24 protein-coding genes are annotated in these 23,834 nt (G+C 65.2%); 12 read left to right on the forward strand and 12 right to left on the reverse strand.

Annotated features, from left to right (window positions below; all coding sequences use genetic code 11):
- The first annotated feature begins 156 nt into the window (after positions 1-156).
- Positions 157-852, forward strand: a complete 696-nt coding sequence (locus tag ACKTSM_RS01400) for an OmpA family protein (RefSeq protein WP_407875363.1) — start codon at positions 157-159, stop codon at positions 850-852.
- Between the two features lie 90 nt (positions 853-942).
- On the opposite strand, the gene ACKTSM_RS01405 is transcribed toward ACKTSM_RS01400, so the two are convergent.
- Entirely contained in the window at positions 943-1,728 is a 786-nt protein-coding gene (locus ACKTSM_RS01405) for a 3'(2'),5'-bisphosphate nucleotidase CysQ (RefSeq protein WP_407875364.1), read from the reverse strand.
- 123 nt (positions 1,729-1,851) lie between these two features.
- Between ACKTSM_RS01405 and sucC the strand changes: the two genes are divergently transcribed.
- Entirely contained in the window at positions 1,852-3,051 is a 1,200-nt protein-coding gene (gene sucC, locus ACKTSM_RS01410) for an ADP-forming succinate--CoA ligase subunit beta (RefSeq protein WP_407875365.1), read from the forward strand.
- Positions 3,052-3,167: 116 nt separating this feature from the next.
- Here the strand turns inward: sucC and ACKTSM_RS01415 are convergent, their stop codons facing one another.
- Positions 3,168-3,692: a DUF6265 family protein gene (locus ACKTSM_RS01415; protein WP_407875366.1), complete on the reverse strand. Its 525-nt coding sequence runs from the start codon at positions 3,690-3,692 to the stop codon at positions 3,168-3,170.
- Positions 3,693-3,850: 158 nt separating this feature from the next.
- Between ACKTSM_RS01415 and ACKTSM_RS01420 the strand changes: the two genes are divergently transcribed.
- The 3 genes from ACKTSM_RS01420 (at position 3,851) to ACKTSM_RS01430 (ending at position 6,540) form a co-directional block, all read left to right on the forward strand.
- Positions 3,851-4,597, forward strand: coding sequence for an electron transfer flavoprotein subunit beta/FixA family protein (locus ACKTSM_RS01420; RefSeq protein ID WP_407875367.1), 747 nt, complete (start codon positions 3,851-3,853; stop codon positions 4,595-4,597).
- Between the two features lie 30 nt (positions 4,598-4,627).
- Entirely contained in the window at positions 4,628-5,557 is a 930-nt protein-coding gene (locus ACKTSM_RS01425; RefSeq protein ID WP_407875368.1) for an electron transfer flavoprotein subunit alpha/FixB family protein, read from the forward strand.
- A gap of 65 nt (positions 5,558-5,622) precedes the next feature.
- Positions 5,623-6,540, forward strand: a complete 918-nt coding sequence (locus ACKTSM_RS01430; RefSeq protein ID WP_407875369.1) for an energy transducer TonB — start codon at positions 5,623-5,625, stop codon at positions 6,538-6,540.
- Here ACKTSM_RS01430 and ACKTSM_RS01435 read toward each other — a convergent pair.
- The 7 genes from ACKTSM_RS01435 to ACKTSM_RS01465 form a co-directional block, all read right to left on the reverse strand.
- Positions 6,525-7,046 (reverse strand): hypothetical protein, encoded by a 522-nt coding sequence (locus ACKTSM_RS01435; RefSeq protein ID WP_407875370.1) that lies wholly within the window; start codon positions 7,044-7,046, stop codon positions 6,525-6,527. The two genes, ACKTSM_RS01430 and ACKTSM_RS01435, sit on opposite strands and share 16 nt — an antisense overlap.
- Positions 7,047-7,120: 74 nt before the next feature.
- Positions 7,121-8,350 carry a DUF445 domain-containing protein gene (locus ACKTSM_RS01440; protein ID WP_407876387.1) on the reverse strand — a complete coding sequence of 410 codons (1,230 nt, stop codon included), beginning with the start codon at positions 8,348-8,350 and terminating at the stop codon, positions 7,121-7,123.
- A gap of 207 nt (positions 8,351-8,557) precedes the next feature.
- Positions 8,558-12,091: an efflux RND transporter permease subunit gene (locus ACKTSM_RS01445; protein WP_407875371.1), complete on the reverse strand. Its 3,534-nt coding sequence runs from the start codon at positions 12,089-12,091 to the stop codon at positions 8,558-8,560.
- A 25-nt stretch (positions 12,092-12,116) separates the two neighbouring features.
- Entirely contained in the window at positions 12,117-13,310 is a 1,194-nt protein-coding gene (locus tag ACKTSM_RS01450) for an efflux RND transporter periplasmic adaptor subunit (RefSeq protein ID WP_407875372.1), read from the reverse strand.
- 305 nt (positions 13,311-13,615) lie between these two features.
- Positions 13,616-13,879: a GlsB/YeaQ/YmgE family stress response membrane protein gene (locus ACKTSM_RS01455; protein ID WP_407875373.1), complete on the reverse strand. Its 264-nt coding sequence runs from the start codon at positions 13,877-13,879 to the stop codon at positions 13,616-13,618.
- A 215-nt stretch (positions 13,880-14,094) separates the two neighbouring features.
- Positions 14,095-14,394 (reverse strand): DUF1153 domain-containing protein, encoded by a 300-nt coding sequence (locus ACKTSM_RS01460; protein WP_407875374.1) that lies wholly within the window; start codon positions 14,392-14,394, stop codon positions 14,095-14,097.
- A complete protein-coding gene (locus ACKTSM_RS01465) occupies positions 14,394-14,756 on the reverse strand; it encodes a hypothetical protein (RefSeq protein ID WP_407875375.1) in 363 nt (120 codons plus the stop codon). The genes ACKTSM_RS01460 and ACKTSM_RS01465 overlap by 1 nt, the downstream gene beginning before the upstream one ends.
- Before the next feature lie 190 nt (positions 14,757-14,946).
- Here ACKTSM_RS01465 and mnmA point away from each other — a divergent pair, with 190 nt between their 5' ends.
- Positions 14,947-16,122, forward strand: coding sequence for a tRNA 2-thiouridine(34) synthase MnmA (mnmA, locus tag ACKTSM_RS01470; protein WP_407875376.1), 1,176 nt, complete (start codon positions 14,947-14,949; stop codon positions 16,120-16,122).
- On the opposite strand, the gene ACKTSM_RS01475 is transcribed toward mnmA, so the two are convergent.
- Entirely contained in the window at positions 16,119-16,466 is a 348-nt protein-coding gene (locus ACKTSM_RS01475) for a hypothetical protein (protein WP_407875377.1), read from the reverse strand. The two genes, mnmA and ACKTSM_RS01475, sit on opposite strands and share 4 nt — an antisense overlap.
- Before the next feature lie 36 nt (positions 16,467-16,502).
- Between ACKTSM_RS01475 and ACKTSM_RS01480 the strand changes: the two genes are divergently transcribed.
- The gene (locus tag ACKTSM_RS01480; RefSeq protein ID WP_407875378.1) at positions 16,503-17,648 is read left to right on the forward strand and encodes a serine hydrolase domain-containing protein; all 1,146 of its coding nucleotides are present in this window, start codon (positions 16,503-16,505) and stop codon (positions 17,646-17,648) included.
- Here ACKTSM_RS01480 and ACKTSM_RS01485 read toward each other — a convergent pair.
- Positions 17,633-18,448 carry a PhzF family phenazine biosynthesis protein gene (locus ACKTSM_RS01485; RefSeq protein ID WP_407875379.1) on the reverse strand — a complete coding sequence of 272 codons (816 nt, stop codon included), beginning with the start codon at positions 18,446-18,448 and terminating at the stop codon, positions 17,633-17,635. The two genes, ACKTSM_RS01480 and ACKTSM_RS01485, sit on opposite strands and share 16 nt — an antisense overlap.
- Positions 18,449-18,456: 8 nt before the next feature.
- Positions 18,457-19,131, reverse strand: a complete 675-nt coding sequence (pdxH, locus tag ACKTSM_RS01490; protein WP_407875380.1) for a pyridoxamine 5'-phosphate oxidase — start codon at positions 19,129-19,131, stop codon at positions 18,457-18,459.
- Between the two features lie 128 nt (positions 19,132-19,259).
- Between pdxH and ACKTSM_RS01495 the strand changes: the two genes are divergently transcribed.
- From ACKTSM_RS01495 to ACKTSM_RS01515, 5 genes are read left to right on the forward strand one after another with little or no spacing between them, the layout of a single operon-like run.
- Positions 19,260-20,279: a DnaJ C-terminal domain-containing protein gene (locus ACKTSM_RS01495; protein ID WP_407875381.1), complete on the forward strand. Its 1,020-nt coding sequence runs from the start codon at positions 19,260-19,262 to the stop codon at positions 20,277-20,279.
- A gap of 22 nt (positions 20,280-20,301) precedes the next feature.
- Positions 20,302-21,381 carry a YihY/virulence factor BrkB family protein gene (locus ACKTSM_RS01500; RefSeq protein WP_407875382.1) on the forward strand — a complete coding sequence of 360 codons (1,080 nt, stop codon included), beginning with the start codon at positions 20,302-20,304 and terminating at the stop codon, positions 21,379-21,381.
- Positions 21,382-21,421: 40 nt separating this feature from the next.
- Positions 21,422-22,246: an enoyl-ACP reductase FabI gene (gene fabI / locus ACKTSM_RS01505; protein ID WP_407875383.1), complete on the forward strand. Its 825-nt coding sequence runs from the start codon at positions 21,422-21,424 to the stop codon at positions 22,244-22,246.
- Positions 22,247-22,265: 19 nt separating this feature from the next.
- Positions 22,266-23,192 carry an NAD-dependent epimerase/dehydratase family protein gene (locus ACKTSM_RS01510; RefSeq protein WP_407875384.1) on the forward strand — a complete coding sequence of 309 codons (927 nt, stop codon included), beginning with the start codon at positions 22,266-22,268 and terminating at the stop codon, positions 23,190-23,192.
- A gap of 48 nt (positions 23,193-23,240) precedes the next feature.
- Positions 23,241-23,807 (forward strand): sugar transferase, encoded by a 567-nt coding sequence (locus ACKTSM_RS01515; protein WP_407875385.1) that lies wholly within the window; start codon positions 23,241-23,243, stop codon positions 23,805-23,807.
- Positions 23,808-23,834: the final 27 nt, after the last annotated feature.

A 23,834-nucleotide genomic window follows, 5' to 3' on the forward strand; every position in this document is an offset into this window, starting at 1 on the left:
CACAAATGCGCGCGCTTGCCAGCCATGCGTTGTGAAGGGTTGTTCGCACGGCGAGCGGAACAAAAGCCGATACGCCTCATTGCAACTATGGTGGACCGTGCGCTGCCCGACCGGGCGTGCACGCGCAAATTCAAGGTTCCTATGGAGGACAACAAAATGAAAACATCGCGCATTCTTCTTTCGGCAACGGCGTCGATCGCATTGCTCGGCACCAGCGCCTGCGTGACCGACCCCAATACCGGCGAACAGAAAATCTCGCGCACCGCGATCGGTGCAGGGCTCGGCGGCACGCTCGGCTACCTGTTGGGCGGCGCAATCGGCGGCGACACAGCGCGCATCATCGGTGCAGGTATCGGCGGTTCGGCCGGCGCCGTGATCGGCAAGCAGTTCGACGATCAGATCCGCGAGCTCGACGAAGAGCTCGAAGGCACCGGTGTCGATGTCGAGGAAGTGGGCGACCAGGACGCGATCCTCGTGCGCCTGCCCGACGGCGTGACTTTCGCCAGCGGCTCGGCGGAAATCAATCCGGGCTTCTATGATTCGCTCAACTCGGTCGCGAACAGCCTGATCAACTATCCCAACAGCCTGATCGACGTTTACGGCTTCACCGACACCACCGGTTCGGATGCCCTCAACCAGCGCCTGTCCGAACAGCGAGCCAGCGCGGTTGCCGACTACCTCGTCGCGCGCGGCGTGGCGCGCAGCCGGATCGAGACGCGCGGTTATGGCGAAAGCTACGATCACCTGCGGGTGAAGACCGCCGATGGCGTGGCCGAACCGCTCAACCGCCGGGTCGAAATCAAGATCATCCCGGTCAGCCAGGACGACGTGAACGCGGCGCGCGCCCAGTAAGCGCGAATTGCCAGCGTCACTTTAGAAACGGGCGGTCCCCTTGGCGGGGGCCGCCCTTTTCGCTTGCGCCCGCGCTATCTGTCCTCGGCGCTACTTATCCTTCCACAAGGCGTGTGCGCGCTGCGACAATCGCTCGACCGCGTCCGCGTGGATCGCGGGCGAGCAAACCAGCACACCGAAATCGCGCGGATCGTGCTTGTTGTAGGCGAGCGGTCGGCCGAAGGCGTCGGACACTTCCGCCCCGGCCTCGCGCGCGATCAAGGTGGCCGCGGCGATGTCCCACTCGAAGCCCCAGCGCAAAGTCGCCACGAGATCGGCGCGGTCATCGGCAACCATGGCGATGCGCAGCGCGATCGAATTGGGTTTCTCGACCAGCGAAAGATCGGAGTCCGGTTCGGCGAGCTTGTCGGTCGGGACCCGCGCCCCTGCGAACCGGGTGCGCCTGCTCGCTTCGAGCGCACGGGCGTTGAGCGTTGCACCCTGGCCTGCGACGCTGAACCACTCCTCGTCCCGCGCGGGCGCCGAAAGCATTCCGATCAGCGGCTTGCCCATGCTGATCAACGCGACCGAAACCGCCCAGCCCGTGCGTCCGCGCACGAAATCGCGGGTGCCGTCGATCGGGTCGACCAGCCAGATGAGGTCGCTCCTCGTGCGCGCTTTGTCGTCGGCGGTTTCCTCGGAAAGCCAGGCGGCAGACGGCAGGAGCAGGCCCAGTTCGCGGCGCAGGAAGGCATCGACCGCGATATCGGCCTCGCACACCGGATTGCCGGGCGATTTTTCCCAGCTGTCGAGCCGGTGGCCCGTTCCCGGCCACAGCGAATGGGCGATCCGTCCGGCCTCGCGGACGATCTGTTGAAAGCGATCCTGGTCAATCATTGTCTGGCAATCCTGCGGCCCAACGCCCCTGAAGCGAGTTTCGACACTTTTCAAGTGCGGCGATCCGTGCTTAGGCGCGCTCAAACCCCGTCCCCCGACCAAGCCAAAGGGAAAACCCGTCCGATGAACGTCCATGAATACCAGGCCAAGGAACTGCTCAAAGAACACGGTATCGCGGTTCCCGACGGCCATGCCGCGCTGAGCGTCGAGGAAGCGGTCGAGGCCGCCAGGAAGCTCCCCGGGCCGCTCTATGTCGTCAAGGCGCAGATCCACGCCGGCGGACGCGGCAAGGGCAAGTTCAAGGAACTGGGCGAAGACGCCAAGGGCGGCGTCCGGCTCGCCAAGTCGGTCGAAGAGGTCGAGGAAAATGCCCGCGAAATGCTCGGCAACACGCTGGTGACGATCCAGACCGGCGACGAAGGCAAGCAGGTCAACCGGCTCTACGTCACCGACGGTGTCGACATCGCCAAGGAATATTATTTCTCGCTGCTGGTCGACCGGGCCAGCGGACAGGTCGCCATGGTCGTCTCGACCGAAGGCGGCATGGACATCGAGGCGGTTGCCCATGACACGCCAGAGAAGATCCACACCATCACGATCGACCCCGCTCAGGGGTTCATGCCGCATCACGGCCGCGCGGTCGCCTTTGGCCTTGGCCTGTCGGGAGATCTCAACAAACAGGCGCAGAAACTCGCGCGCCAGCTCTACAACGCCTTCATGGCGACCGATTCGGAAATGCTCGAGATCAACCCGCTGGTCGAGACCGATGACGGAAAGCTGCTGGTGCTCGATGCCAAGATGGGCTTCGACGGCAATGCGCTGTTCCGCCACCCGGATATCGAGGAAATGCGCGACGAGACCGAGGAAGACCCGGCCGAGGTCGAGGCGAGCGAATACGATCTCGCCTACATCAAGCTCGACGGCAATATCGGCTGCATGGTCAATGGCGCCGGCCTTGCCATGGCGACGATGGACATCATCAAGCTCAACGGCGCGTTTCCTGCCAACTTCCTCGATGTCGGCGGCGGCGCGACCACCGAAAAGGTGACCGCGGCGTTCAAGATCATCCTCAAGGACCCGGCGGTCGAAGGGATCCTCGTCAACATCTTCGGCGGGATCATGCGCTGCGACACCATTGCCGAGGGCATCGTGGTCGCGGCCAAGGAAGTCGAGCTCGACGTTCCGCTGGTGGTCCGCCTCGAAGGCACCAATGTCGAGAAGGGCAAGGAAATCCTCGCCAATTCGGGCCTGCCGATCGTTCCCGCCGACGATCTGGGCGATGCCGCGCGCAAGATCGTCGCCGAGGTCAAACAGGCGGCGTAACGGATTGGGTCCGCCCATCGGGGCGGACCTCCTCGCTCGACGCGCAGCATGGCTGCGCCCGCTGCGGGCGCGCGCTCGCGCTTTGACTACCGTGACCCATGTGGCCTGTTGGCTGGCTACATCCGGTCGAAGTGGAACAGCAGCTCGTTGCCCGAGCTCATTCGTACCGCTGCCACCAGGCCCTCGCCCGGCCTGTCGGCATCGGCGCAGCGCAGGGTCAGCGCGTGGAAGAAGGCGGCGCACGGCTCTACCGCCAGCAGGCGGAAGGCGAGCATGTCGTCCTTTTCCTCCCACCCGGTGAGGTCGGCGTTGAAATGCTTGAGTCTCAGGACGAGACTGCCGCCCTCTTCCATCAGGTACATGTGCTCGCTGAACCGGATGCCGCCTTCGCCATCTTCCTGGACGAAGGTGCCGACCATGGTCGGACCGGTCGGCGGGAGCCAGCTTTCCATTGCCGGCGCGCCGCCGATCCCGCTTCCGCGCCACTGGCCCACCAGCCAGCCGACATCGGCGAGCGTGGCGGGAGGCGATTCGAAACCTTCCGCTCCGACACGCGTTTCGGGTGGGGGCGCGTCCTGCGCCGCCGCGCCGCTCGCGGTCAGACACAGCGCCGCCAGCGCCAGAATTGCAGGTTTGCTCATGACCGGTCTCCTCGTCTCGAAAGATGATGGACCTCGGCCTGTGATCTTGGCAAGGCTGCGCGCACATTCACGATCCGCACCCGCCCGGTGGTTGCTTGACGTTAACGTAAACGATAGCTAGGGCTGGCGGCGAATATTGCGACAGGAAGGAAGCTTTCATGAAGATCCTCGTGCCCGTCAAACGGGTGATCGATTACAACGTCAAGCCGCGGGTCAAGGCCGACGGCTCGGGCGTCGACCTCGCCAATGTCAAGATGAGCATGAACCCGTTCGACGAGATCGCGGTCGAGGAAGCGATCCGGATCAAGGAAGCGGGCAAGGCCGACGAAATCGTCGCCGTCTCGATCGGCCCGGCCAAGGCACAGGAAACGCTGCGCACCGCGCTCGCCATGGGCGCGGACCGCGCGATCCTGGTCGAGACCGATGACGAGGTCGAACCGCTCGCCGTCGCCAAGATCCTCAAGGCCATCGCCGACGAGGAACAGCCCGGCATCGTGATGCTCGGCAAGCAGTCGATCAGCGACGATTCGAACCAGACCGGCCAGATGCTCGCCGCTCTCATGGGCCGTCCGCAGGGCACCTTCGCCAACACGGTCGAGGTCGAAGGCGACCACGTCACCGTCAAGCGCGAGATCGATGGCGGCCTCGAAACGGTCAAGCTGGCGCTCCCCGCGATCGTCACCACCGACCTGCGCCTCAACGAGCCGCGCTATGCCTCGCTACCCAACATCATGAAGGCGAAGAAGAAGCCGCTCGACACCAAGAGCCCGGCCGATTTCGGCGTCGACACCGCGCCGCGCCTGACCACCACTAATGTCTCCGAGCCGCCGGTTCGCCAGGCCGGCGAAAAGGTCGAGGACGTTGATGCGCTGGTCGCCAAGATCAAGGCGCTCGGAATCGCCTGAGCTTTCCCGGACAGATAAAGGAATTGTGACATGAAAACGCTCGTCTGGGTCGAACACGACAACAGCGAAATGAAGGATGCCACGCTCGCCGCGGTCACCGCCGCCGGAAAGCTGGGCGAGGTTCACCTGCTGGTCGCGGGCAGCGGCTGCGATGCGGTTGCACAACAGGCCGCCAAGGTCGCAGGCGTGGGCAAGGTCCACGTCGCCGACGATCCCGCCTACGAACACGCCCTGGCAGAAAACGTCGCGCCGCTGGTGGCTGACCTGATGGGGCACCACGACGCCTTCGTCGCGCCTGCCACCACCACCGGCAAGAACATCGCTCCGCGCGTCGCCGCACAGCTCGACGTGATGCAGATCTCCGACATCCTCTCGGTCGAGGGCGACAAGACCTTCACCCGCCCGATCTATGCCGGCAATGCGATTGCCACGGTCGAAAGCGCGGATGAAAAGCTCGTCATCACCGTGCGAGGCACCGCTTTCGACAAGGCCGATGCCGAAGGCGGTTCGGCCGAGATCGAGGCGGTGAGCGGACCGGGCGATGCGGGCCTTTCGAGCTTCGTCGGTGCCGAGATCGCAGAAAGCGAACGTCCCGAACTGACCAGCGCCAAGGTGATCGTCTCGGGCGGCCGTGCCTTGAAGGACGCCGAGACCTTCGAGAAGATCATCAACCCGCTCGCCGACAAGCTCGGCGCAGGGATCGGCGCGAGCCGTGCGGCGGTCGATGCAGGCTATGTCCCCAACGATTATCAGGTCGGCCAGACCGGCAAGATCGTGGCTCCCGAAGTCTATATCGCGATCGGCATTTCGGGCGCGATCCAGCACCTTGCGGGGATGAAGGATTCCAAGACCATCATCGCCATCAACAAGGACGAGGACGCGCCGATTTTCCAGGTCGCCGATATTGGCCTCGTCGCCGATCTCTTCAACGCGGTGCCCGAGCTGACCGAGAAGCTCTAGCGAGCAGGATAATCTCGCGTTTACAAAAGCCTCCGCCGCGCTAGCTTGCTCGGCGGAGGTTTTTTATGCGCCAATTGCTAGTTTCCCTTTGCGTGTCGATTTCCGCAATGCTCGCGGCTCCTGCGTCTGCGGCCACGCTCGATCTGGCGCCGAACGCTGATTGGGAGCTGCGCGTGTTCGAAGACAAATGCCGAATGATCCGCACCTTCGGCGAAGGTGAAGACGCGGTCACTTTGTGGATCGAAAAGGCGGGGACCGGGCGTTTTTTCAACCTCACGGTGATCGGTCATCCATTCCGCAACCCCTATGGCGCACGCGTCTCGATCGGATTTCTTCCCGGCGAAACCATTTCGCGTGGTTATGTCAGTGTCCTGTCAAGCACAGGGCGCCCGGCGCTATCGCTGTTTGGCGTATCTGCGATTTCCTTCGAGAAGGAGCGCGAGACGGCTGCCATCGGGCAATCCTCCGCGGAATCGGTGGATCTTACAGCGAGCGATCACGCCATGGCTGCTCCCGAGGTCATCCGGCAAAGGCATGACGCGATAGAGGCGATCGAGTTTTCCGGCGCGCTCGTCCAGAAAGTCTCTCTCGCAACCGGAGGCATGGCGGCGGTCTTCGCCCGCTTGGACGATTGTTCAGAAGCCCTGCCGTGGAGGCGGGCCAATATTGCTTCCGGGACAGGCGACGAAGCACGCGCAGCGGCGACGAATGGCGAAAGGGAATGGGCCCGGCAGATCCAGATGAACTATCCTGCCTACCTGCTCAGCGAGAGGGCGCAGGGAACGGTTGGAGTGCAGGTTCAAGTCAACCCTCAAGGGCGCGCCTCGTTCTGTGAAATCCTGGAATTCACCGGAGCGCCGGGCCTGAACGACGCCGCATGCCTCGCGATGCTGCGCCATGCACGTTTCCATCCGGCCCTTGACCGCGATGGCAATACTGTATGGGGATCCTATCGAACCCGCGTGACCTACCGCATCAACTGATCTCGTGCCGGGTCTCTCGCGGTTCCGTCGGGCTCGCGCTCGCAAGGCTCGCCGCTGCGGCGCACCGGCAGACGACCGGGGAGCGATCCGGGCATTGCGCCGTCCCGCTCAAGGCTGCCCGAGGCGAGCCGCGCGGCCCCGCGCACCGCAAGATCGAGTTCACTCGACATCATCGCATTGGCGATCAGGGTGCATTCCTTCTGCGCCCAGTGCGTGCGCTCCTGCGCGACCACTTGCGAAAGCAGGCTGAACAGACGGAAACGGTCGCTCTCGTAGCGCGCATCATCGGCGGCAGCGTCGAGCAGCGAGAAATAGAGCTCCTCGCGCGGATGGCGCAGCGGGTTCTGGTCGCGCCACAGGCCCCGTCCCGCGAGCACGAAGGCGCCCGACCCCACCTCGATCGTGCATTGTTCGCTGGCGGTAACGAGCGCTCCGTTGATGATCGCCTGCCCTCCACGGGCGAGCGAGAGGGTCTGCGAGGGCGGAATGGATTTGTGGTCTGTCATGGCACCTGGAAGAACGGCCAGCGTGCAGTGCCTTTGATTCGGCAGTGTTACCTAGCCGCGCGCCGTCCGGGCGATCACAGGAAGCTGGTGATGAAATGCAGCGTCATGCCCACCAGTCCGCCGACGAGCGTGCCGTTGATACGGATGAACTGCAGGTCGCGCCCGACCGCGCTCTCGATCCGCCCGGTCACCGTGGTCGCGTCCCAGCGCTTCACCGTCTCGGAGACGAGGGTGACGATCTCGCTGCCATAGCGCGTGGCGATCCCGGCCGCGGTCCGCCGCGCGAAACGGTTGATCTGGACCTGCAAGCGGTGATCCTGGCTGAGCGCCGCGCCGAGATCTGCGAGGCCTGAACGCATCTCGCTGCCCAGCCCGCTTTCCGGATCGCGCGCGCGGCGAATGAGCGAGCGTCGGATCCGCTCCCACACACCCATCCACCATTCGCCGACTGCCGGGTTTTCGAGCAGATCGCGCTTCATTTCCTCGACCCTTTCGCGGGTTTCCGGATCGTGCTGGAGATCGTGCGAAAGCTTGCGCAGACCTTCCTCGACCTTTTCGCGGATGGGGTGATCGGGATCGACCAGCACCTCTGCGAGCAGCTTGTAAAGCCCGTCGAGAACATTGGCGCTGATGGTCTTGTCGAGCCCGACATAACGCAAGACGCCCGAGACACGCGCATGGATGATGTCGCGCACCGTCTCCTCGTTGTCCTCGAGCGTGAGGCCGGCCCAGCGGATAAAGCCGTCGATTAGCGGCGAGTGGCGCTGGTCCGACATCGCGCTTTCGAGCATCCGGCCCGCGAGCGGAGAGACGTCGATCTTCGCCATCTGCGCGGCCAGCCCCGCGCGCACCTGGCTGCCGAGCCGGTCGGGGTCGAGCGATTCGAGCACTTCGGCGAGCAGTTCGGCCGCACCACTGGTGATCCGCGAGCGGGTGTCCGCCTCGCCGCGATCGGGCGCGTCGACGAGGAATTCACCCACCGCGCGCGCGACGTTCATTCCCGCCATGCGGCGCGCGACCACGGCGGGGGTGAGGAAATTCTCGCGCAGGAATTGCGCCATGGTGTCGGCGATCCGATCCTTGTTCATCGGGATGATCGCGGTGTGCGGGATTGGGATGCCGAGCGGGTGACGGAACAGCGCGGTGACCGCGAACCAGTCGGCCAGACCGCCGACCATCGCCGCCTCGGCAAAGGCGTTGATATAGCCCCAGGCCCAGTGCGCCCCGGGAGCGACCGCCGGGCCGTGAGTGGTGAAGAACAGCGCCGCCATCACCGCCAGCAAGCCGGTGGCCGTCCAGCGCATCCGCGCCGCGCGATCGGCGCTGAGCGGTTCGCCGCCAAAGGTCAGCGGTCTCGGGGCGGGGTCGTGCAAGGCGGCAGGCGACACATCCGGAGCCGCGCCCGGCTCGATTTCTGCGACAGGATCGGTCTTGGTCTTGCTCGCCATCAGGCGCGCCTATCGGCCTGAAAAGGCGCGGTCAATCGCCCCGCGGCCTCAATTAGGGCGCTTTCACTCGGCAGGCTCGGCCCCCGGAGGCAGCCTTTTTGCAGGCACGGCAGCGGTCGCTCCGCCCGGTCCCGGATAGGGCGTATCGGGGCCGTGATCGGGTTCGGGCGGGATCGGCTTGCCGTCATCGCCGGGATTGTAGGTCAGCAGGTTGCGGCGCAGCCATGGCCCTGCGCGCCGCTCGAAACCGTCGGCAAGGCTGAAACCGGCCGGAACGATCACCAGCGTGAGCAGGGTCGACATTATCAGGCCGCCGATCACCACGATGCCCATCGGCTGGCGCCACGCGCCATCGCCCGAAAGCGAGATCGAGGTCGGGATCATCCCTGCCGTCATCGCCACGGTGGTCATCACGATCGGCTGCGCACGCTTATGCCCGGCTTCCATGATCGCGTGCAATTTGCGCGTGCCCTTTGCCATTTCCTCGATCGCAAAATCGATCAGCAGGATCGAGTTCTTCGAGACGATGCCGAGCAGAAGCAGGATGCCGATATAGACCGGCATGGTCTGCGGCATTCCGACCAGCCACAGGAACATGATCCCGCCCAGCGGTGCGAGCGCGAGGCTGGTCATGTTGACCAGCGGGCTCATCAGCCGCTTGTAGAGCAGCACCAGGCAGGCGAAGACCAGCAGCACGCCCGCGATGATCGCGACGGTGAGATTGGCGAGCATCTCGGCTTGCCATTCGTCCTCGCCGACCACGTCGCGGATCACACCGGTGGGCAGGTTCTGGAGGATCGGGAGCTGGTCGACCCGCGCCTGCGCCTCGCCCTTGACCACGCCGCTGGCGAGGTCCGCGCCAATAAGCACGCGGCGGTTCTGGTTGTAGCGCTGGATCGCGGTTGGGCCCGAACCGAAGGAGATATCGGCCACCCGGCTCAAGGGCACGGTGCCTCCGCTCGCGGTCTGGACCGGCAGGTTCTGGATCGTCGTAAGCTCGCCGCGCGCATCCTCGGACAGCTTGACCCGGATCGGGATCTGACGGTCGGACAGCGAGAACTTGGCGGCGTTCTGCTCGATTTCGCCCAGGGTCGCGATCCGGATCGTTTGCGAGAGCGCGATCGTGCTCACGCCGAGTTCGGCAGCGATTTCCTCGCGCGGTGTGATGATGATCTCGGGCCGGTTGAGATCGGCGCTGACGCGCGGGGCGACGAGGATGTCGATCGTGCGCATCTGTTCGACCAGGGTCGCCGCGGTTTGTTCGAGCAGTTCGGGATCCGAACCCGCCAGCATCACTGTCAGGTCTCGGCCCGAACCAAAGCCGCCGCTTTGCGATTCGAAGCGGACGCGCGCATCGGGGATGTCTTGCAGGAGCGGGCCGACTTCGCGCTCGAATTCGATCGATGTGCGCTCGCGGTCTTCCTTGAGCGTTATGTAGATGTTGGCATTGCCGATCCGCACCCGCTCGAGCATCAGCTCGACTTCGGGCTGCTGTTCGAGAATGTCGACCACCTGTTCGGTCACGCGTTCGGTGGTCGCCAGCGTGGTGCCGGGCACCATCTCGATATCGACGGTCGAATTGGCATCGTCGATCGAAGGCTGGAACTGCCCCGGGATCTGGCCGAACAGCAGGATGGTGATCATCAGCGCGAACCAGCCCACCCCGAGCATCCAGATCCGGTGATCGTAGAACCGCGCGGTGAGATAGCGGGTCGCCGCGGCAAACCGGCTGTGGCCACGCGCGGGCAGCTCGACCAGCTTGAACGCCAGCCAGCCGACGATGAAGGACAGGATCGTGACCGTGATCAGCATCACGATCTCGAACAGCTTGGAGACGAGGAAATAGGTCCAGGAATTGATATCGTCGGTCACCGCGCCTGCGACCTTGGCTGCGGCGTCGAAGCCGCCCAGCGCGCCGAATGTGGCGAACATGCCGACCGCGCTCGCGGCGAGCACGAAAAGCACCACGAGAAGCAAGGCGAAGGAATAGAGGACGCGCGAACGCGGGCTTTCGACCCCTTCGCGGCGCTGGTACAGCCCGCCGCGATCGAGCGTCCATGCGAGCATCCGCATATAGCGGTCCATCCACGGCCCCTCGCCGTGCTTGGCATGGCCTTCGGCGCGCAGGAAATAGGCCGCCATCAAGGGCGTTATCATGCGCGCGACGGCAAGGCTCATCAGCACCGCGACCACCACGGTGAGGCCGAAGTTCTGGAAAAACTGGCCCGAAATGCCCGGCATCAGCCCGACCGGCAGGAACACCGCGACGATGCAGAAACTGGTGGCGACAACCGGCAGGCCGATCTCGTCGGCGGCATCGATACTCGCCTGGTAGGCGGTCTTGCCCATGCGCATGTGGCGCACGATGTTCTCGATCTCGACGATCGCGTCATCGACCAGCACGCCTGCGACCAGCGCCAGCGCGAGCAGGGACAGGAAGTTCAGGTTGAACCCCATCAGGTCCATGAAGAAGAAGGTCGGAATCGCCGACAGCGGGATCGCAACGCTGGAAATGAAAGTTGCGCGCCAGTCGCGAAGGAACAGGAACACCACCACGACCGCGAGCAGCGCGCCCTCGATCAGCGCCGCCATCGAGCTCTTGTACTGGCTTTCGGTGTAGACGACCGTGTTGAACAGCGGGATGAACCTCACCCCGTCATTTTCCGCCTCGATCTGCGCGATTTCTTCCTTGGCCTCTTCGAAGACGGTGACATCGGAAGCGCCGCGCGCGCGGCTCATGTAGAAGTTGACGACTTCGCGCTCGCCCACTTCGCTGATCGAGGAGCGTTCGGAGAAGCCGTCTCGCACCGAGGCGACATCGGCGAGCCGCACGGTGCGCCCGCCGCCGAGCTGGATCTGACGCTGCGACAGCTCATAGGCGCTGTCATTGTTGCCGAGCACGCGCAGCGACTGGCGCGTGCCGCCCACCTCTGCAAGCCCGCCCGCGGCATCGATGTTCGAGGCGCGCAGAACCGAGTTGATCTGCGAGGCGGTGACGCCCAGCGCCTGCATCTTGGCCGGGTCGAGGATCACCTCGATCTCGCGATCGACCCCGCCCCAGCGGCCCACCTCGGCCATGCCGGAGATGTTGTTCAGCCGCTTGGCCACGGTATCGTCGATGAACCAGCTCAATTGCTCGATCGTCATGTCGTCCGCCTGGACGGCGTAGATGCCGAGGAAGCCGCCGGCGATCTCGGCCTTGGAGATGCGCGGCTCCAGGATGCCGTCGGGCAGATTGCCGCGCACCGTGTCGATCGCGTTCTTGACCTCGATCACCGCGTCATCGGGATCAGTGCCGATCTCGAATTCGACGAAGGTGCTCGAAAAGCCTTCGCTCGCGGTCGAATTGACCGATTTGACCCCGTTGATCGAGGCAAGCGCACTCTCGACCACCTGGGTGATCTGGTTCTCGATCTCGGTCGGGGCGGCGCCGGGTTGCGAAATGCCGACAGACACGCCGGGGAATTCAACGTCCGGATTGTTGGTGACGTCCATGCGGCTGAAGCTGACGATCCCCGCAATCAGCAGCGCGGTGAACAGCACCATCGGAATCACCGGATTGCGGATCGACCAGGCAGAGATGTTGCGAAAGTTCATGTTGTTCCTGCCTGTTCTGGCCGCGTCATTCGCCCGCGCGGCGCGGGTTCACGACCTCGCCGGGATTGAGAAAGCCGCCCGCGCTCAGCACGATCCGTTCATTGCCGCTCAGCCCTTCGGCGATGGCAATGCCTGCCGGCGTCACCTTGCCGGTGGTGACCGGGGTGCGGATCGCTTCATTCGCTTCGTTGATGACATAGACATAGCTGCCCTCGTCATCGGCGAGCACCGCGCTTTCGGGAAGGACGATCGCCTCGAACGATCCGCTGTCGATCAGCGCGGTGGCAAAGCCGCCCGGGCGCAATTCGGGCGCATAGGACAAAGCGATGCGCGCGGTGCCCTGGCGCGATTGCGGGTCGATCACCGGAGAGATCTGCCAGACCTGGCCGCGAAAGGCCTTGTCCGACCCGGTGGGGATGACGCTGGCACTGGCGCCGGAGGAAAGCGAGGCAAGCTGGGTTTCGCCGAGCTGGGCGAGCATTTCCATCTCGCCGCCGCGCGCAATGGTGAACAATGCGGGGCTGCCGCCGCCGACGGTCTGCCCGGGTTCGACATTGCGTTCGAGGACATAGCCGCTCGCAGGAGCGATGACATTGAGCCGGGCGGTGCGCGCGCGCAGTTCGGCCAGCTGGGCCTCGGCAACGCGGACCCGTGCGACGGCGCTGTCACGCGTGGCGGTCAGCCGGTCGACATCGGCCTTGGAGACGAATCCGCGTTCGACAAGTTGCAATGCGCGGTCGAGATTGGCCTGGGCGAGGCTCGCATCGGCGCGTGCGACTTCGATCTGCGCGGCCTGGGCATTGGCCTGCTGCGCCTGGACCGAGCGGTCGATTACGGCGAGGACCTGGCCCTGGCGGACCCAGTCGCCGGCATCGACGCGCACAGCGCGGACCTGACCGCCTTCGCCGACCACGCCGACAGGCATCGGTCGGCGCGCGGCGAGCGTCCCGGGCGCCTCGATCGTGCCGTCCACGCTGGTCATGCCGGCGGCGATCACGGTGACCACTGGGGCCTGCGTGCTGTCATCACCAGCACCCACCGGATCGCCGCCTGCAAGCGCGAAATAGGCGAGGATGGCGAGCAGGAGCGCGAACAACCCGCCACCTGCGATCACCAGCGCCCTGCGCCGCGACCTGGAACCGTCGAGATCATGGCGCGCGGCGACATCTGCGGGGATGTCGTCCTGTGCCTCCGCCGTGATCGAGCTCTCGTAATTCATCGCCTATCCTTCATGCAGGCGAGCGCGGCTTGCCTGGCGCTGTTGCTGAACGACCCGGCGCACCGACGCGTGCGACACCGAACGGCGCGCCAGGTTCGCGCAGAGTGTGTTATAGATATAAGTCACCCTTCGCAATCCCTGTTATACCCGCCTGAGCCAGCGGGCAATGTCCGCTTCGACTGATGACTTGGGGGCTAGACGAACGGTTTTGGCCCGTGGGAGTGGGCGCCAAACGCAAAGAGGCGGCGCAAACCGCGTGGTTCGCGCCGCCTCGAATTTGCGATTCAGCCTTGTGAGGCCGGTGCTTAGCGCACCCGTCCGCGCTGGATGAGGTTGGCGATCCCGAGCAGGACCACTGCGCCCACCAGGCTCATCAGGAGGCCGGGTATGGAGAACGTGGTCAAGGTCGCGCCGACCCCGATCATCGATCCGATCCAGCCGCCGAGCAGCGAACCGATGAGGCCCACCACGATATTCCAGAAAATGCCCATCGAGGCATCGCGGCCCATGATCATGCTGGCGATCCAGCCGATCACACCGCCGACAACGATTGCGATAATCCAACCCATGTTCTTCTCCTCCTCCTTGCGGAAAGTTGTTTGTGCCAGCCCTACGGGTGAATACGCAAGTCGTTCCCGACAGCGTTGTTGATAGAGCGCACGCCGCGCGGCGCCATGCGCCTGCGACGGGAGGACAATTCGTCAGTTTGGTGAAGGATTTGCTTGGATGCGAGATCGCTGGCCGGGTCGCGGGTCTCGGGTCGCGGCGAGCGAGCGAGCGAGCGTCAGTACTTGAGCTGGCGTTCGTAGAGGTCGCGGTAATGCTGGATGCGGGTCACGCGCAGCCCCTGCATGCCCGAACGGTCGACCGCGCGCTGCCACGAGGCGAACTCCTCGAGCGTAAGGCCATAGCGTTCGAGCACTTCGTCGATGGTCAGCAGCCCGCCATTGACGGCAGCAACCACTTCGGCCTTGCGCCGCACCACCCACCTCTTGGTGTTGGGCGAAGGCAGATCGTCAAGCGTCAGCGGTTCGCCGAGCGGGCCGATCACCTGTGCGGGGCGGATGTCCTGGTTCTCGATCATCAATCTTCTCTTGCATCGCCTGCGGTTGCCATCCCCTGGGGTCGGGGCCCATCGGTCATGGCTGGCGAGGCTTTAGGGTGCTCTAAAGCAACAGGGTTAACGAGCCGTTTGCCCTGTTCGCGGTGGTCGAAAAAGCGCGCCGCTGCATCGGCAAAAGCGGTTGCCGCCGCCCCTTGTGCGCGGGCCGCCCGGTCCTGGTTGAGCACGGCGCGCAGCTCGCGCGCGGCGGAAAGCCTGCCGGTCAGCTCGTTCCAGTCGAGCGCGCGCAGGCGGTCGCTTTCACGGGCGCCGGATAGGGGCTCCCGAGACGGGTCGTGGGATAGGGATGTGGCATCGCAGATGCTGATCGGCTTTTCGAACATGACGGCAGCTATAGAGGCGGGTTCTCAACATCGGGTAAAACCAGCCTTTACCGTTGCTTAGGAAAAGCGCCTGTGTCTGGCGCAAGCGTCATCGTGCCTGTCGAGCGGCGCGCCGGGCTGGCGAGCCGGGCGGGTCACGCGCCCCAGGGTGGCGAAAGCGCCGCGGCCTGCCTATATGCGGGCGCGACTCATGACCGACACGACCACCTTGACCGGCCCCGATTTCGGGCTCGACACCGCAGCCCTGTTCGATCTGCCGCGCCCTGCGAGCGAATGCCGCATCGTGGTGGCGATGAGCGGCGGGGTCGATTCCTCGGTGGTCGCTGCGCTTGCCGCCGATACCGGCGCCGAGGTGATCGGCATCACCTTGCAGCTCTATGATTACGGCGCGGCCACGGGCCGCAAGGGCGCGTGCTGCGCGGGCGACGACATCGCCGATGCGCGCGCCGTGGCCGACCGGCTGGGTATTGCGCATTACGTCTTCGACCATGAAAGCGCGTTTCGCGAGGAAGTGGTCGAGCAGTTCGCCGACGAATATCTCGCCGGTCGCACGCCGGTCCCCTGCATCCGCTGCAATATGGGACCCAAGTTCACCGACCTGTTCCGCATGGCGCGCGAGCTGGGTGCCGATTGCCTTGCCACCGGGCATTATGTCCGCCGCGTCGAAACGGGACGCGAAGGCGACCCGCACCTCTACCGCGCGGTCGATCCGACGCGCGACCAGTCCTATTTCCTCTACGCCACCACCAGCGCGCAGCTCGACTATATCCGCTTTCCCCTCGGCGGCCTGCCCAAGACCAAGGTGCGCGAACTGGCCGAGGCGGCCGGCCTGCGCAATGCGGCCAAGCCAGACAGCCAGGACATCTGCTTCGTTCCCGATGGCAATTATGCCGGAATCGTCAAGAAGCTGCGCCCCGAGGGCGGCGTGCCCGGCGACATCGTCCACGCGGCGAGCGGCGAAGTGCTCGGCACGCACAAGGGGATCGTCCACTACACGGTCGGCCAGCGCAAGGGGCTGGAGATCGGCGGACAGGCAGAGCCGCTCTATGTCATCGGCCTAGATGCCGAGACGCGCGAGGTCCGTGTGGGGCCCAAGCGGATGCTGGCGGTCGAAAGCGCCGATCTCATCGAGACCAATGCGATCGGGGAGGTGCCTTCGGGCGAACAGCTCACCGCCAAGGTGCGCAGCCTCGCAAAGCCGGTTCCGGTCACGTTCGACGGGCCGCTGGGCGATGGCGCGGCGACGACGATCCGCTTCGTCTCGCCAGAATTCGGGGTCGCTCCGGGCCAGGCGGCGGTGATCTATGCCGGGGAGCGGGTGATCGGCGGCGGCTGGATCGACGCGACCGAGGCGGTCAGCGCCTAGCCTTCATAGGGTTCGAGCACGCAGCCATAGCCTTCGCGGTGGATTGCGGTGGTGCTGGCGACGAGCGGGAAGGTCGCGGTGACGCTGCGCGCATCGGTATCATCGCTGATCGAGACCAGCTCCATGCCTGAAAGCAGGTCCTTCTCGCAATCCTCGAGGCTGCGCCCGGCCACGAAGCGGCACGAACACGCCACCCGCGCGGCGTAGGAGGTGCCGACATCGGCATAGCCTGCAATCGGCGCGCGGTTGGCCCAGGCGAGGGCGGCCAGCGCGACAAGACCCAGCACCAGCAGCCAGAACGCCGCCTTCCTCGCAACCCCGCCTCTTGCGCCCGTATTTGCCATTGCTTTGTCGCGATCCTTGTTGAATTGAGAGCGCCGATGACGTCCCGCTCCCACCCCCTTATCGCCGCGATCGCGCTCCTGCCAGCCCCTGCCTTGCTGCTGGCGGCGTGCGGTCCGTCCGAACCCGTCCCGCCGCCACTGAGCGACAAGGCGCTCGCCGCGGTCACCGCAGATGCCGGCGCCCCGCGCGATCAGCTCGCACGCGAGGTCGACGATCTGTTTTCAGGCGAGGGGCTGGGCGAAACGCGCGCGCTCGTGGTGCTGGCCGGCGGCAAGCTCGCGGCAGAACGCTATGGCGAGGGCTACGATGCTGACACCCGCTTTGTCAGCTGGTCGATGGCCAAGACGATCACCGCCACCCTGATCGGGATGCTGGTAGCGGACGGTCTGCTCAGCGTCGATGCGCCCGCGCCTGTCGATCTGTGGCAGCGCAGCGGCGATCCGCGCGCCGACATCACCTTGCGCCATCTGCTCCAGATGCGCTCGGGGCTGCGCCACACCGAGGCGGGCGACCCGCCCTACGAATCGTCCGAGGTGCGGATGCTGTTTCTCGACGGTCGCGACGACATGGCCCGATGGGCGAAGGAACAGCCGCTCGAGGCAGAACCCGGCGAACGCTTCGAATATTCCTCGAACACCACCGTCATCCTCGCCGATATCGCCGCGCGCGCGTTGACCGATAGCGAGGACCCCGAAACCCGGCGCCGCGCGGTGGCGGACTATCTCGACCAGCGATTGTTCGTGCCGCTCGGCATGACCTCGATGGTCCCTGAATTCGATGCCTCGGGCACGCTGATCGGCGGCAGCCTGATGCATGCCAGCGCGATGGATTATGCCCGTTTCGGCGAATTCCTGCGCAATCACGGCCGCGCCCCTGGCGGCGAGCAGCTGGTCCCGCGCCGCTGGGTCGAGGCGATGGTAACGCCTTCGCCGGTGTCGGAGCATTACGGCTACCAGACCTGGCTCAACCGGCCCGAACCCGATCTCGAGGGCGGCCACCCGCTCTTCCCCGACCGCGCGCCGGCCAGCCTGTTCGCGATGATCGGGCATATGGGCCAATATGTGATCGTCTCGCCCGATCAGCGCGTGGTGCTGGTTCGGCTCGGCCATTCGGACCGCGACGAGCGCCCCTTGATGCTGCAACAGGCGGCCGATGTGCTCGCGCTTTACCCGGTCAGGTAGAACTTTCCCTCGACCACGGTGACACAAGGCCCGCCAAGCCAGGCCCGCTCGCCTTCGAGCCGCAGCGTCAGATCACCGCCGCGCGCGCTTGCCTGATGCGCCGTGAAGGTGCTGCGCCCGAGCCTGTCCGCCCAGAACGGGGTGAGCGCCGCATGGGCGGAGCCGGTGACCGAATCCTCGTCGATCCCGTAGGCCGACACGAAGACGCGGCTGACGATGTCGGTGGCACAGCCCGGAGCGGTGGCGATCACCATCAGGTTGATGTCCTTCAACCGCGCAAAATCGGGGGCAAGGGCGCGCACCGCCGCCTCGCTTTCGTAAAGGACGATCGCGGTTTCCTGCTCCTTGTTGAGGCATTGGTAGACGGTGCCGGGCGCGCCGAGCACATCGAGCAGTTCTTCGTGCGGATCGAGCTCGGAAGCGAGCGCGGGAAGCGAGAGCGCGAGCAGGTCGCCATCGCGCCGCACTTCGAGAATGCCCGATTTGCGGGTGCGGAAGCGCACCTGCTCGCCGCAATCGAACCCGTTGGCAGGGTCGAGCAATACGTGCCCGCTCGCCAGCGTCGCGTGACCGCACAGCACGACCTCGACCGTGGGCGTGAACCAGCGCAATTCCCAGTCGGCCGCTCCGGTCTCGTCGCGCACGAGAAAGGCTGTCTCGGCAAAATTGTTTTCCTCGCCAATGCGCTGGAGCACGTCGTCGGGGAGCCATTGGTCAAGCATCATCACCGCGGCCTGGTTGCCGCCAAATGTGGCCGAGGCGAAGGCATCGACATGCCAGTAGGGGATCGATCGGGTCATGAGTGTCCTCAAGGGTAAAGAAGCGTGTCGGTCCAGCCCAGCGCGTCTCCGGCGCCTTCGAGCGTGAACAGGCGGCGATCGTGCAGGCGGTTGTCGCGGTCCATCCAGAACTCGATGCGTTCGGGGCTTACGGTGAACCCGGTCCAGTGGGGCGGGCGCGGAACCTTGCCCTCCTGTTCGTGCGCGCCCCAAATCTCCTGCACCCGGTCGAGATAGACCTGCCTGTCGGACAGCGGGCGCGACTGGTCGCTTGCCGCGCTGCCGACCTGGCTGGCAAAGGCGCGCGAATGGAAATAGGCGTCGGCCCGCTCGCTCGAGACTTCGGTGAGCGGCCCCTCGATCCGCACCTGGCGCCGCAGGCTCTTCCAGTGAAACAGCAGCGCGGCGCGCATATTGGCAGCGATTTCCTCGCCCTTGCGGCTGTACGCATTGGTGAAGAAGGTGAAGCCCCCGCCACCGGCGCTGCCCGGCGCTTCGTCCGCCCCGTGTCCTTTTAACAGCACCATGCGCACCGAGGGCCGCCCATCGGGTGTCGCGGTAGCAAGCGCCATGGCATTTGCATCGTTGGGCTCGCTTGCCTGCGCTTCGGTAAACCATGAATCGAACAGCGCAAACGGATCGCTGCCGGCGGGTATGGCGCTGTCTGCGAGTTGCGTGTCTCCAAGCTTGCCGGAATCGTTCATTTCGTTCTCCGTCGGACGTCTCTACCTATGCGCATAAGCGCTTGGCAGACCGGGGGATAGATCACCATATCGCGGCAATGAAACAAGTCTCCTTGCACCTGCGCACCGTCTCACCTAGCTAAAACACCATGTCCGATCCCTATCGCACCCTTGGCATTGCGCGCACTGCCTCCGAAAAGGAAATCAAGAGCGCCTATCGCAAGCTCGCCAAGGAGCTTCATCCCGACAAGAACAAGGACAATCCCAAGGCGGCCGAGCGGTTCTCGGACGTGACCAAGGCCTATGACCTGTTGTCCGACAAGGACAAGCGCGCGCAATTCGACCGCGGCGAGATCGATGCCGAGGGCAATCCGCTCAATCCCTTTGCCGGGATGGGCGCAGGCCGGCCCGGCGGGTTCGCGCGCGGCTATGGCGCCGGCATGGGCCCGGGCGGCCCGGCTGGCGGTGGTTTCCGGGACCGCGAATTCGGCGGCTTCGGGGCCGATGACGTCGATCTGGGCGACCTGTTCGAGGGGCTGTTTGGCGGCCGTTCGCGTGCGCAGGAGCCTCCGCGGCGCGGCGGCATGGGCGGTTTCGGAACGCGCCCGCCTCCACCGCCCAAGAAACGCGGTGCGGATATCCAGTATCGGCTCGCCGTACCCTTTGTCGATGCGGCCGCCGGGCGCGACCAGCGCATCACCCTGGCCGACGGCAAGGCGATCAAGCTGAAACTGCCCGCGGGCGTCGAGGACGGCACCCAGATGCGGCTGCGCGGCAAGGGCCAGCCCGGTCCCGGCGGCCCGGGTGACGGGATCGTCATGGTCGAGATCGCCCCGCACCCCTTCTTCCGCCGCGACGGAGACCATATCCGCATGGACCTTCCGATCACGCTCGACGAGGCGGTTCACGGCGGCAAGGTCAAGTGCCCCACGGTCGACGGCCCGGTCATGCTGACGATCAAGCCGGGAGCCAATGGCGGCACGGTGATGCGCCTGTCAGGCAAGGGCTGGACCCGCAGGTCGGGCCCGGCCCGCGAGGACGGTTCGCCCGCGCGCGGCGACCAGCTGGTGACGCTCGAGATCCAGATGCCCGAGGATCTCGACGCGCTCAAACAGCGGCTCGGCGACTGGAAGGACCCGGCCAATCCGCGCGACAGGTTCGGGCTCTGACAGGGAAAAGCGGGGAAGCGTCTTGGTCGAGAAATCTCACGCCATCCCTGCAGGCTTCGAACCGGATTCCGGCCACGCCATCCGCTCGCTGTCGCCCGAGGCGCGCCGCGCGCGTGCGATCGCCCGGCGCGCGCAATTTTTCTCCGACGCCGAACCGGCACCGGCGCCGGACGGGTTGTTCCACCAGGTCGCACATCATGTTGGGCCGGGAACGCGTTTCTTCGAAGTTGCCCGCCGCACGCTGGTGGGCACCTGGCAGGACGGTTTCATCCATGCCGGCAATCTCGCCTATCTCGCCATGTTCGCGATCTTTCCCTTCTTCATCGTCGGAGCCGCCCTGTTCGAGCTGATCGGTGGACGCGACCGCGCGATCGAGCTGGTGACCACGGTGCTCATCGCCATGCCGCCCACGGTCAGCAGCGCGTTGGGGCCGGTGGCCGAAGAGATCATCTACGCCCGCGAAGGGTGGCTCTTGTGGCTCGGCGCGGGCGTTGCGCTGTGGACGGTGTCGAGCCTGATCGAGACGATCCGCGACATCCTGCGCCGCGCCTATGGCACCCGGCCCAGTCACGCTTTCTGGAAATACCGATTGTTTTCTGCCGGGCTGATTCTGGGCGCGGTGGTCCTGTTGATGGCCTCGCTGTTCGCAACGGTGGTGATCGGGACCGCGCAACAGGTGATCCTGGCAGGATTTCCGCAATTGTCCGAGGCGATCGACACGCTGCGGCTCTCGCGCATCGCGCCCGCGCTCGGCCTGGCCCTGTCGCTTTACCTGTTGTTCTTCACGCTCACCCCGTCCGAATATCGCAGCCGCGCTTATCCCAAATGGCCCGGCGCGCTTTTCACCGCGCTGTGGTGGCTGGGCGTGACGACCGCGATGCCGATCATCCTGCGCCAGTTCTTCGCCTACGATCTCACCTATGGCAGCATGGCGGGGATCATCATCGCGCTGTTCTTTTTCTGGCTCGTCGGGCTCGGGCTCGTTATCGGGGCGGAACTCAATGCCGCACTGGCCGAGCCCGAGAAGGATCCCTCGCTGGTGCCCGAAACCGCAGCCACCCCCGATGCCGGCGCGCAGATCGGCGCAGGCGACATGACATGACAACACGCCTCCCGAGCGGGGCGATATCAGGAGCAACACGATGACCGAGCTTATGAAAGGCAAACGCGGGCTGATCATGGGCCTTGCCAACGACAAGTCGCTTGCCTGGGGCATCGCCAAGCATTGCGCCGAACACGGCGCCGAGCTGGCCTTTTCCTACCAGGGCGAAGCGCTGGCCAAGCGGGTCAAGCCGCTTGCCGAACAGCTGGGCAGCGACTTCACCTTCGAATGCGATGTCGGTGACATGGACTCGCTCGACGCGGCATTCGCGGCGCTCAAGGAACGTTGGGACACGCTCGATTTCGTGGTCCACGCGATCGGCTTTTCGGACAAGAACGAGCTGCGCGGCAAATATGTCGACACCAGCCTAGACAATTTCCTCAAGACCATGAACATCTCGGCCTATTCGCTGGTCGCGGTGGCCAAGCGCGCAGCGGAAATGATGCCGCCGCGCGGCGAGGATGGCAGCGGCGGGGGGTCGATCCTCACGCTCACCTATTACGGCGCGGAAAAGGTCATGCCGCACTACAACGTGATGGGGGTCGCCAAGGCCGCGCTCGAGACTTCGGTGCGCTATCTCGCCAACGATCTCGGACCCGACGGCATCCGCGTCAACGCGATCAGCGCCGGGCCAGTGAAGACTCTCGCTGCGAGCGGGATCGGCGATTTCCGCTACATCCTCAAGTGGAACGAGCTCAATTCGCCGCTGCGGCGCACGATCACGATCGACGATGTCGGCGGATCGGGCCTCTATTTCCTCTCGGACCTCTCGGCAGGGGTCACCGGCGAGGTTCACCATGTCGATGCGGGCTATCACACGGTCGGCATGAAACAGGTCGACGCGCCCGATATCGGCCTCGTCTGAGCGCCGGCGCGCGCCGGCAATGCGCATACTAGTCACCGGGGCGAACGGCTTTCTCGGCCGCGCGATCACCCGCGCGGGAGGCGAGGCCGGACACCATGTGATCGCCACGAGCCGGCAGGGTGTCGCGCTCGCCGGAGCCAGCGAAATGCGGGCAACGGGCGACCTTGTCGAAAGCGCTTCGAGCCTCGATTTTTCCGGAGTCGATGCGGTCGTGCATTGCGCGGCGCGGGTCCATGTCACCGCGCGCGAAGACCCCGGGGCGGCGCAAGCAGCCTATGACACGCACAATGCGCGCCTGCCGGTCGCGCTCGCGCAGGCCGCGCGGGATGCAGGCGTGCGCAGCTTTGTCCAGATCAGCTCGGTTGCCGCGATCGCGAGCGCCACGCCGCCGGGCAGCGCGCTCGACGACAGTGCCGAGCCAGCGCCCGCCAGCCCCTATGGCGCGGCAAAACTGGCCGCCGACCGCGCGCTGGCAGACCTCGCCAGCGATGCGTTCACGGTGGTGAGCCTGCGCCCGCCCGCGATCTACGGGCCCCGTGTCGGCGCCTGGTTCGCACTGCTGATGCGCGCCGCGCGGGCCGGATTGCCGCTTCCCATCGGCGCGATCGACAATCGCCGCAGCTTCGCTTTCGTCGACAATGTCGCCAGCGCCGCCCTCGCGGCCACACGAATGGTCCAAAGCGGAGCATTTATCGTCTCCGACAGCCTCCCCATCAGCACCGCCGCGCTCTATCGCAAGCTCGTCGGAGGTCACGGCAAGCAGGCGCGAATCTGGCGCTGGCCTCGCCCCGCAATTGCCGTGCCTGCGCGATTGCTGCTGGGCGACAGAGCGCAAAGCATGCTCGGCAATGCCGCCTTTGACGGCCACCGCTTCGCAGCCCTCGCGGGTTGGGAACCGGAGGTCACGATGGAAGAGGCGTTGCGCCTGACGATCGCAGCCGGGTGATCTCTCGCCCGGCGTGTGGCGGCCAGGCCTGGCGCACGAGGCGAAGGGATGGCGGTGAAGCGGTTGATCGATATTGCGGGCAGCGCACTGGGCCTGGCCTTGCTGGCCCCGCTGATGATGGTGGTGGCGCTCGCAGTCAGGCTCGATTCACGCGGGCCCGCCCTGTTCTGGTCGCAGCGCTTCGGGCGCGGCGGCACGCTTTTCATGATGCCCAAGTTTCGCACCATGCAGGTCGATACGCCGCAATTGCCCACGCACCTCCTGCGAAATTCCGGCCACCACCTCACCCGCATCGGTGGAATATTGCGAAAAACAAGCCTCGATGAATTGCCTCAACTTTGGAGCGTTCTAGTCGGCGACATGAGCCTCGTCGGACCGCGTCCGGCCTTGTTCAATCAGCACGATCTCATTGAAATGCGTGAAGAAAATGGGTCCGCAGCCCTCCGCCCTGGCATCACCGGATGGGCGCAAGTCAACGGCCGCGACGCTTTGACACTCGAGAACAAAGTTGCTCTAGACGGTGAATATTTGCAGCGTCGAGGCATGCTGTTCGACATGAAGATCATCGCTTTGACTATTGTCAGAGTAATTCGGTCAGAAAGCATCGCGCATTAATTTCGTTTTACTTACTGATCGGTGTTT

It is taken from the genome of Qipengyuania nanhaisediminis (genome assembly GCF_045862805.1).
Lineage (GTDB): Bacteria > Pseudomonadota > Alphaproteobacteria > Sphingomonadales > Sphingomonadaceae > Erythrobacter > Erythrobacter nanhaisediminis_A.

Excerpts from the sequence above, each read along its gene's own strand:
- fabI (WP_407875383.1), top strand. The coding sequence starts at position 21,422 with ATGACCGAGCTTATGAAAGGCAAACGCGGGCTGATCATGGGCCTTGCC.
- ACKTSM_RS01455 (WP_407875373.1), bottom strand. The coding sequence starts at position 13,879 with ATGGGTTGGATTATCGCAATCGTTGTCGGCGGTGTGATCGGCTGGATC.
- ACKTSM_RS01460 (WP_407875374.1), bottom strand. The coding sequence starts at position 14,394 with ATGATCGAGAACCAGGACATCCGCCCCGCACAGGTGATCGGCCCGCTC.
- pdxH (WP_407875380.1), bottom strand. The coding sequence starts at position 19,131 with ATGAACGATTCCGGCAAGCTTGGAGACACGCAACTCGCAGACAGCGCC.
- ACKTSM_RS01495 (WP_407875381.1), top strand. The coding sequence starts at position 19,260 with ATGTCCGATCCCTATCGCACCCTTGGCATTGCGCGCACTGCCTCCGAA.
- ACKTSM_RS01445 (WP_407875371.1), bottom strand. The coding sequence starts at position 12,091 with ATGAACTTTCGCAACATCTCTGCCTGGTCGATCCGCAATCCGGTGATT.
- ACKTSM_RS01400 (WP_407875363.1), top strand. The coding sequence starts at position 157 with ATGAAAACATCGCGCATTCTTCTTTCGGCAACGGCGTCGATCGCATTG.
- ACKTSM_RS01485 (WP_407875379.1), bottom strand. The coding sequence starts at position 18,448 with ATGACCCGATCGATCCCCTACTGGCATGTCGATGCCTTCGCCTCGGCC.
- ACKTSM_RS01440 (WP_407876387.1), bottom strand. The coding sequence starts at position 8,350 with ATGCGCTGGACGGCCACCGGCTTGCTGGCGGTGATGGCGGCGCTGTTC.
- ACKTSM_RS01475 (WP_407875377.1), bottom strand. The coding sequence starts at position 16,466 with ATGGCAAATACGGGCGCAAGAGGCGGGGTTGCGAGGAAGGCGGCGTTC.
- ACKTSM_RS01415 (WP_407875366.1), bottom strand. The coding sequence starts at position 3,692 with ATGAGCAAACCTGCAATTCTGGCGCTGGCGGCGCTGTGTCTGACCGCG.
- ACKTSM_RS01465 (WP_407875375.1), bottom strand. The coding sequence starts at position 14,756 with ATGTTCGAAAAGCCGATCAGCATCTGCGATGCCACATCCCTATCCCAC.
- ACKTSM_RS01430 (WP_407875369.1), top strand. The coding sequence starts at position 5,623 with ATGCGCCAATTGCTAGTTTCCCTTTGCGTGTCGATTTCCGCAATGCTC.
- ACKTSM_RS01510 (WP_407875384.1), top strand. The coding sequence starts at position 22,266 with ATGCGCATACTAGTCACCGGGGCGAACGGCTTTCTCGGCCGCGCGATC.
- ACKTSM_RS01420 (WP_407875367.1), top strand. The coding sequence starts at position 3,851 with ATGAAGATCCTCGTGCCCGTCAAACGGGTGATCGATTACAACGTCAAG.
- ACKTSM_RS01425 (WP_407875368.1), top strand. The coding sequence starts at position 4,628 with ATGAAAACGCTCGTCTGGGTCGAACACGACAACAGCGAAATGAAGGAT.
- sucC (WP_407875365.1), top strand. The coding sequence starts at position 1,852 with ATGAACGTCCATGAATACCAGGCCAAGGAACTGCTCAAAGAACACGGT.
- ACKTSM_RS01480 (WP_407875378.1), top strand. The coding sequence starts at position 16,503 with ATGACGTCCCGCTCCCACCCCCTTATCGCCGCGATCGCGCTCCTGCCA.
- mnmA (WP_407875376.1), top strand. The coding sequence starts at position 14,947 with ATGACCGACACGACCACCTTGACCGGCCCCGATTTCGGGCTCGACACC.
- ACKTSM_RS01450 (WP_407875372.1), bottom strand. The coding sequence starts at position 13,310 with ATGAATTACGAGAGCTCGATCACGGCGGAGGCACAGGACGACATCCCC.
- ACKTSM_RS01405 (WP_407875364.1), bottom strand. The coding sequence starts at position 1,728 with ATGATTGACCAGGATCGCTTTCAACAGATCGTCCGCGAGGCCGGACGG.
- ACKTSM_RS01515 (WP_407875385.1), top strand. The coding sequence starts at position 23,241 with ATGGCGGTGAAGCGGTTGATCGATATTGCGGGCAGCGCACTGGGCCTG.
- ACKTSM_RS01435 (WP_407875370.1), bottom strand. The coding sequence starts at position 7,046 with ATGACAGACCACAAATCCATTCCGCCCTCGCAGACCCTCTCGCTCGCC.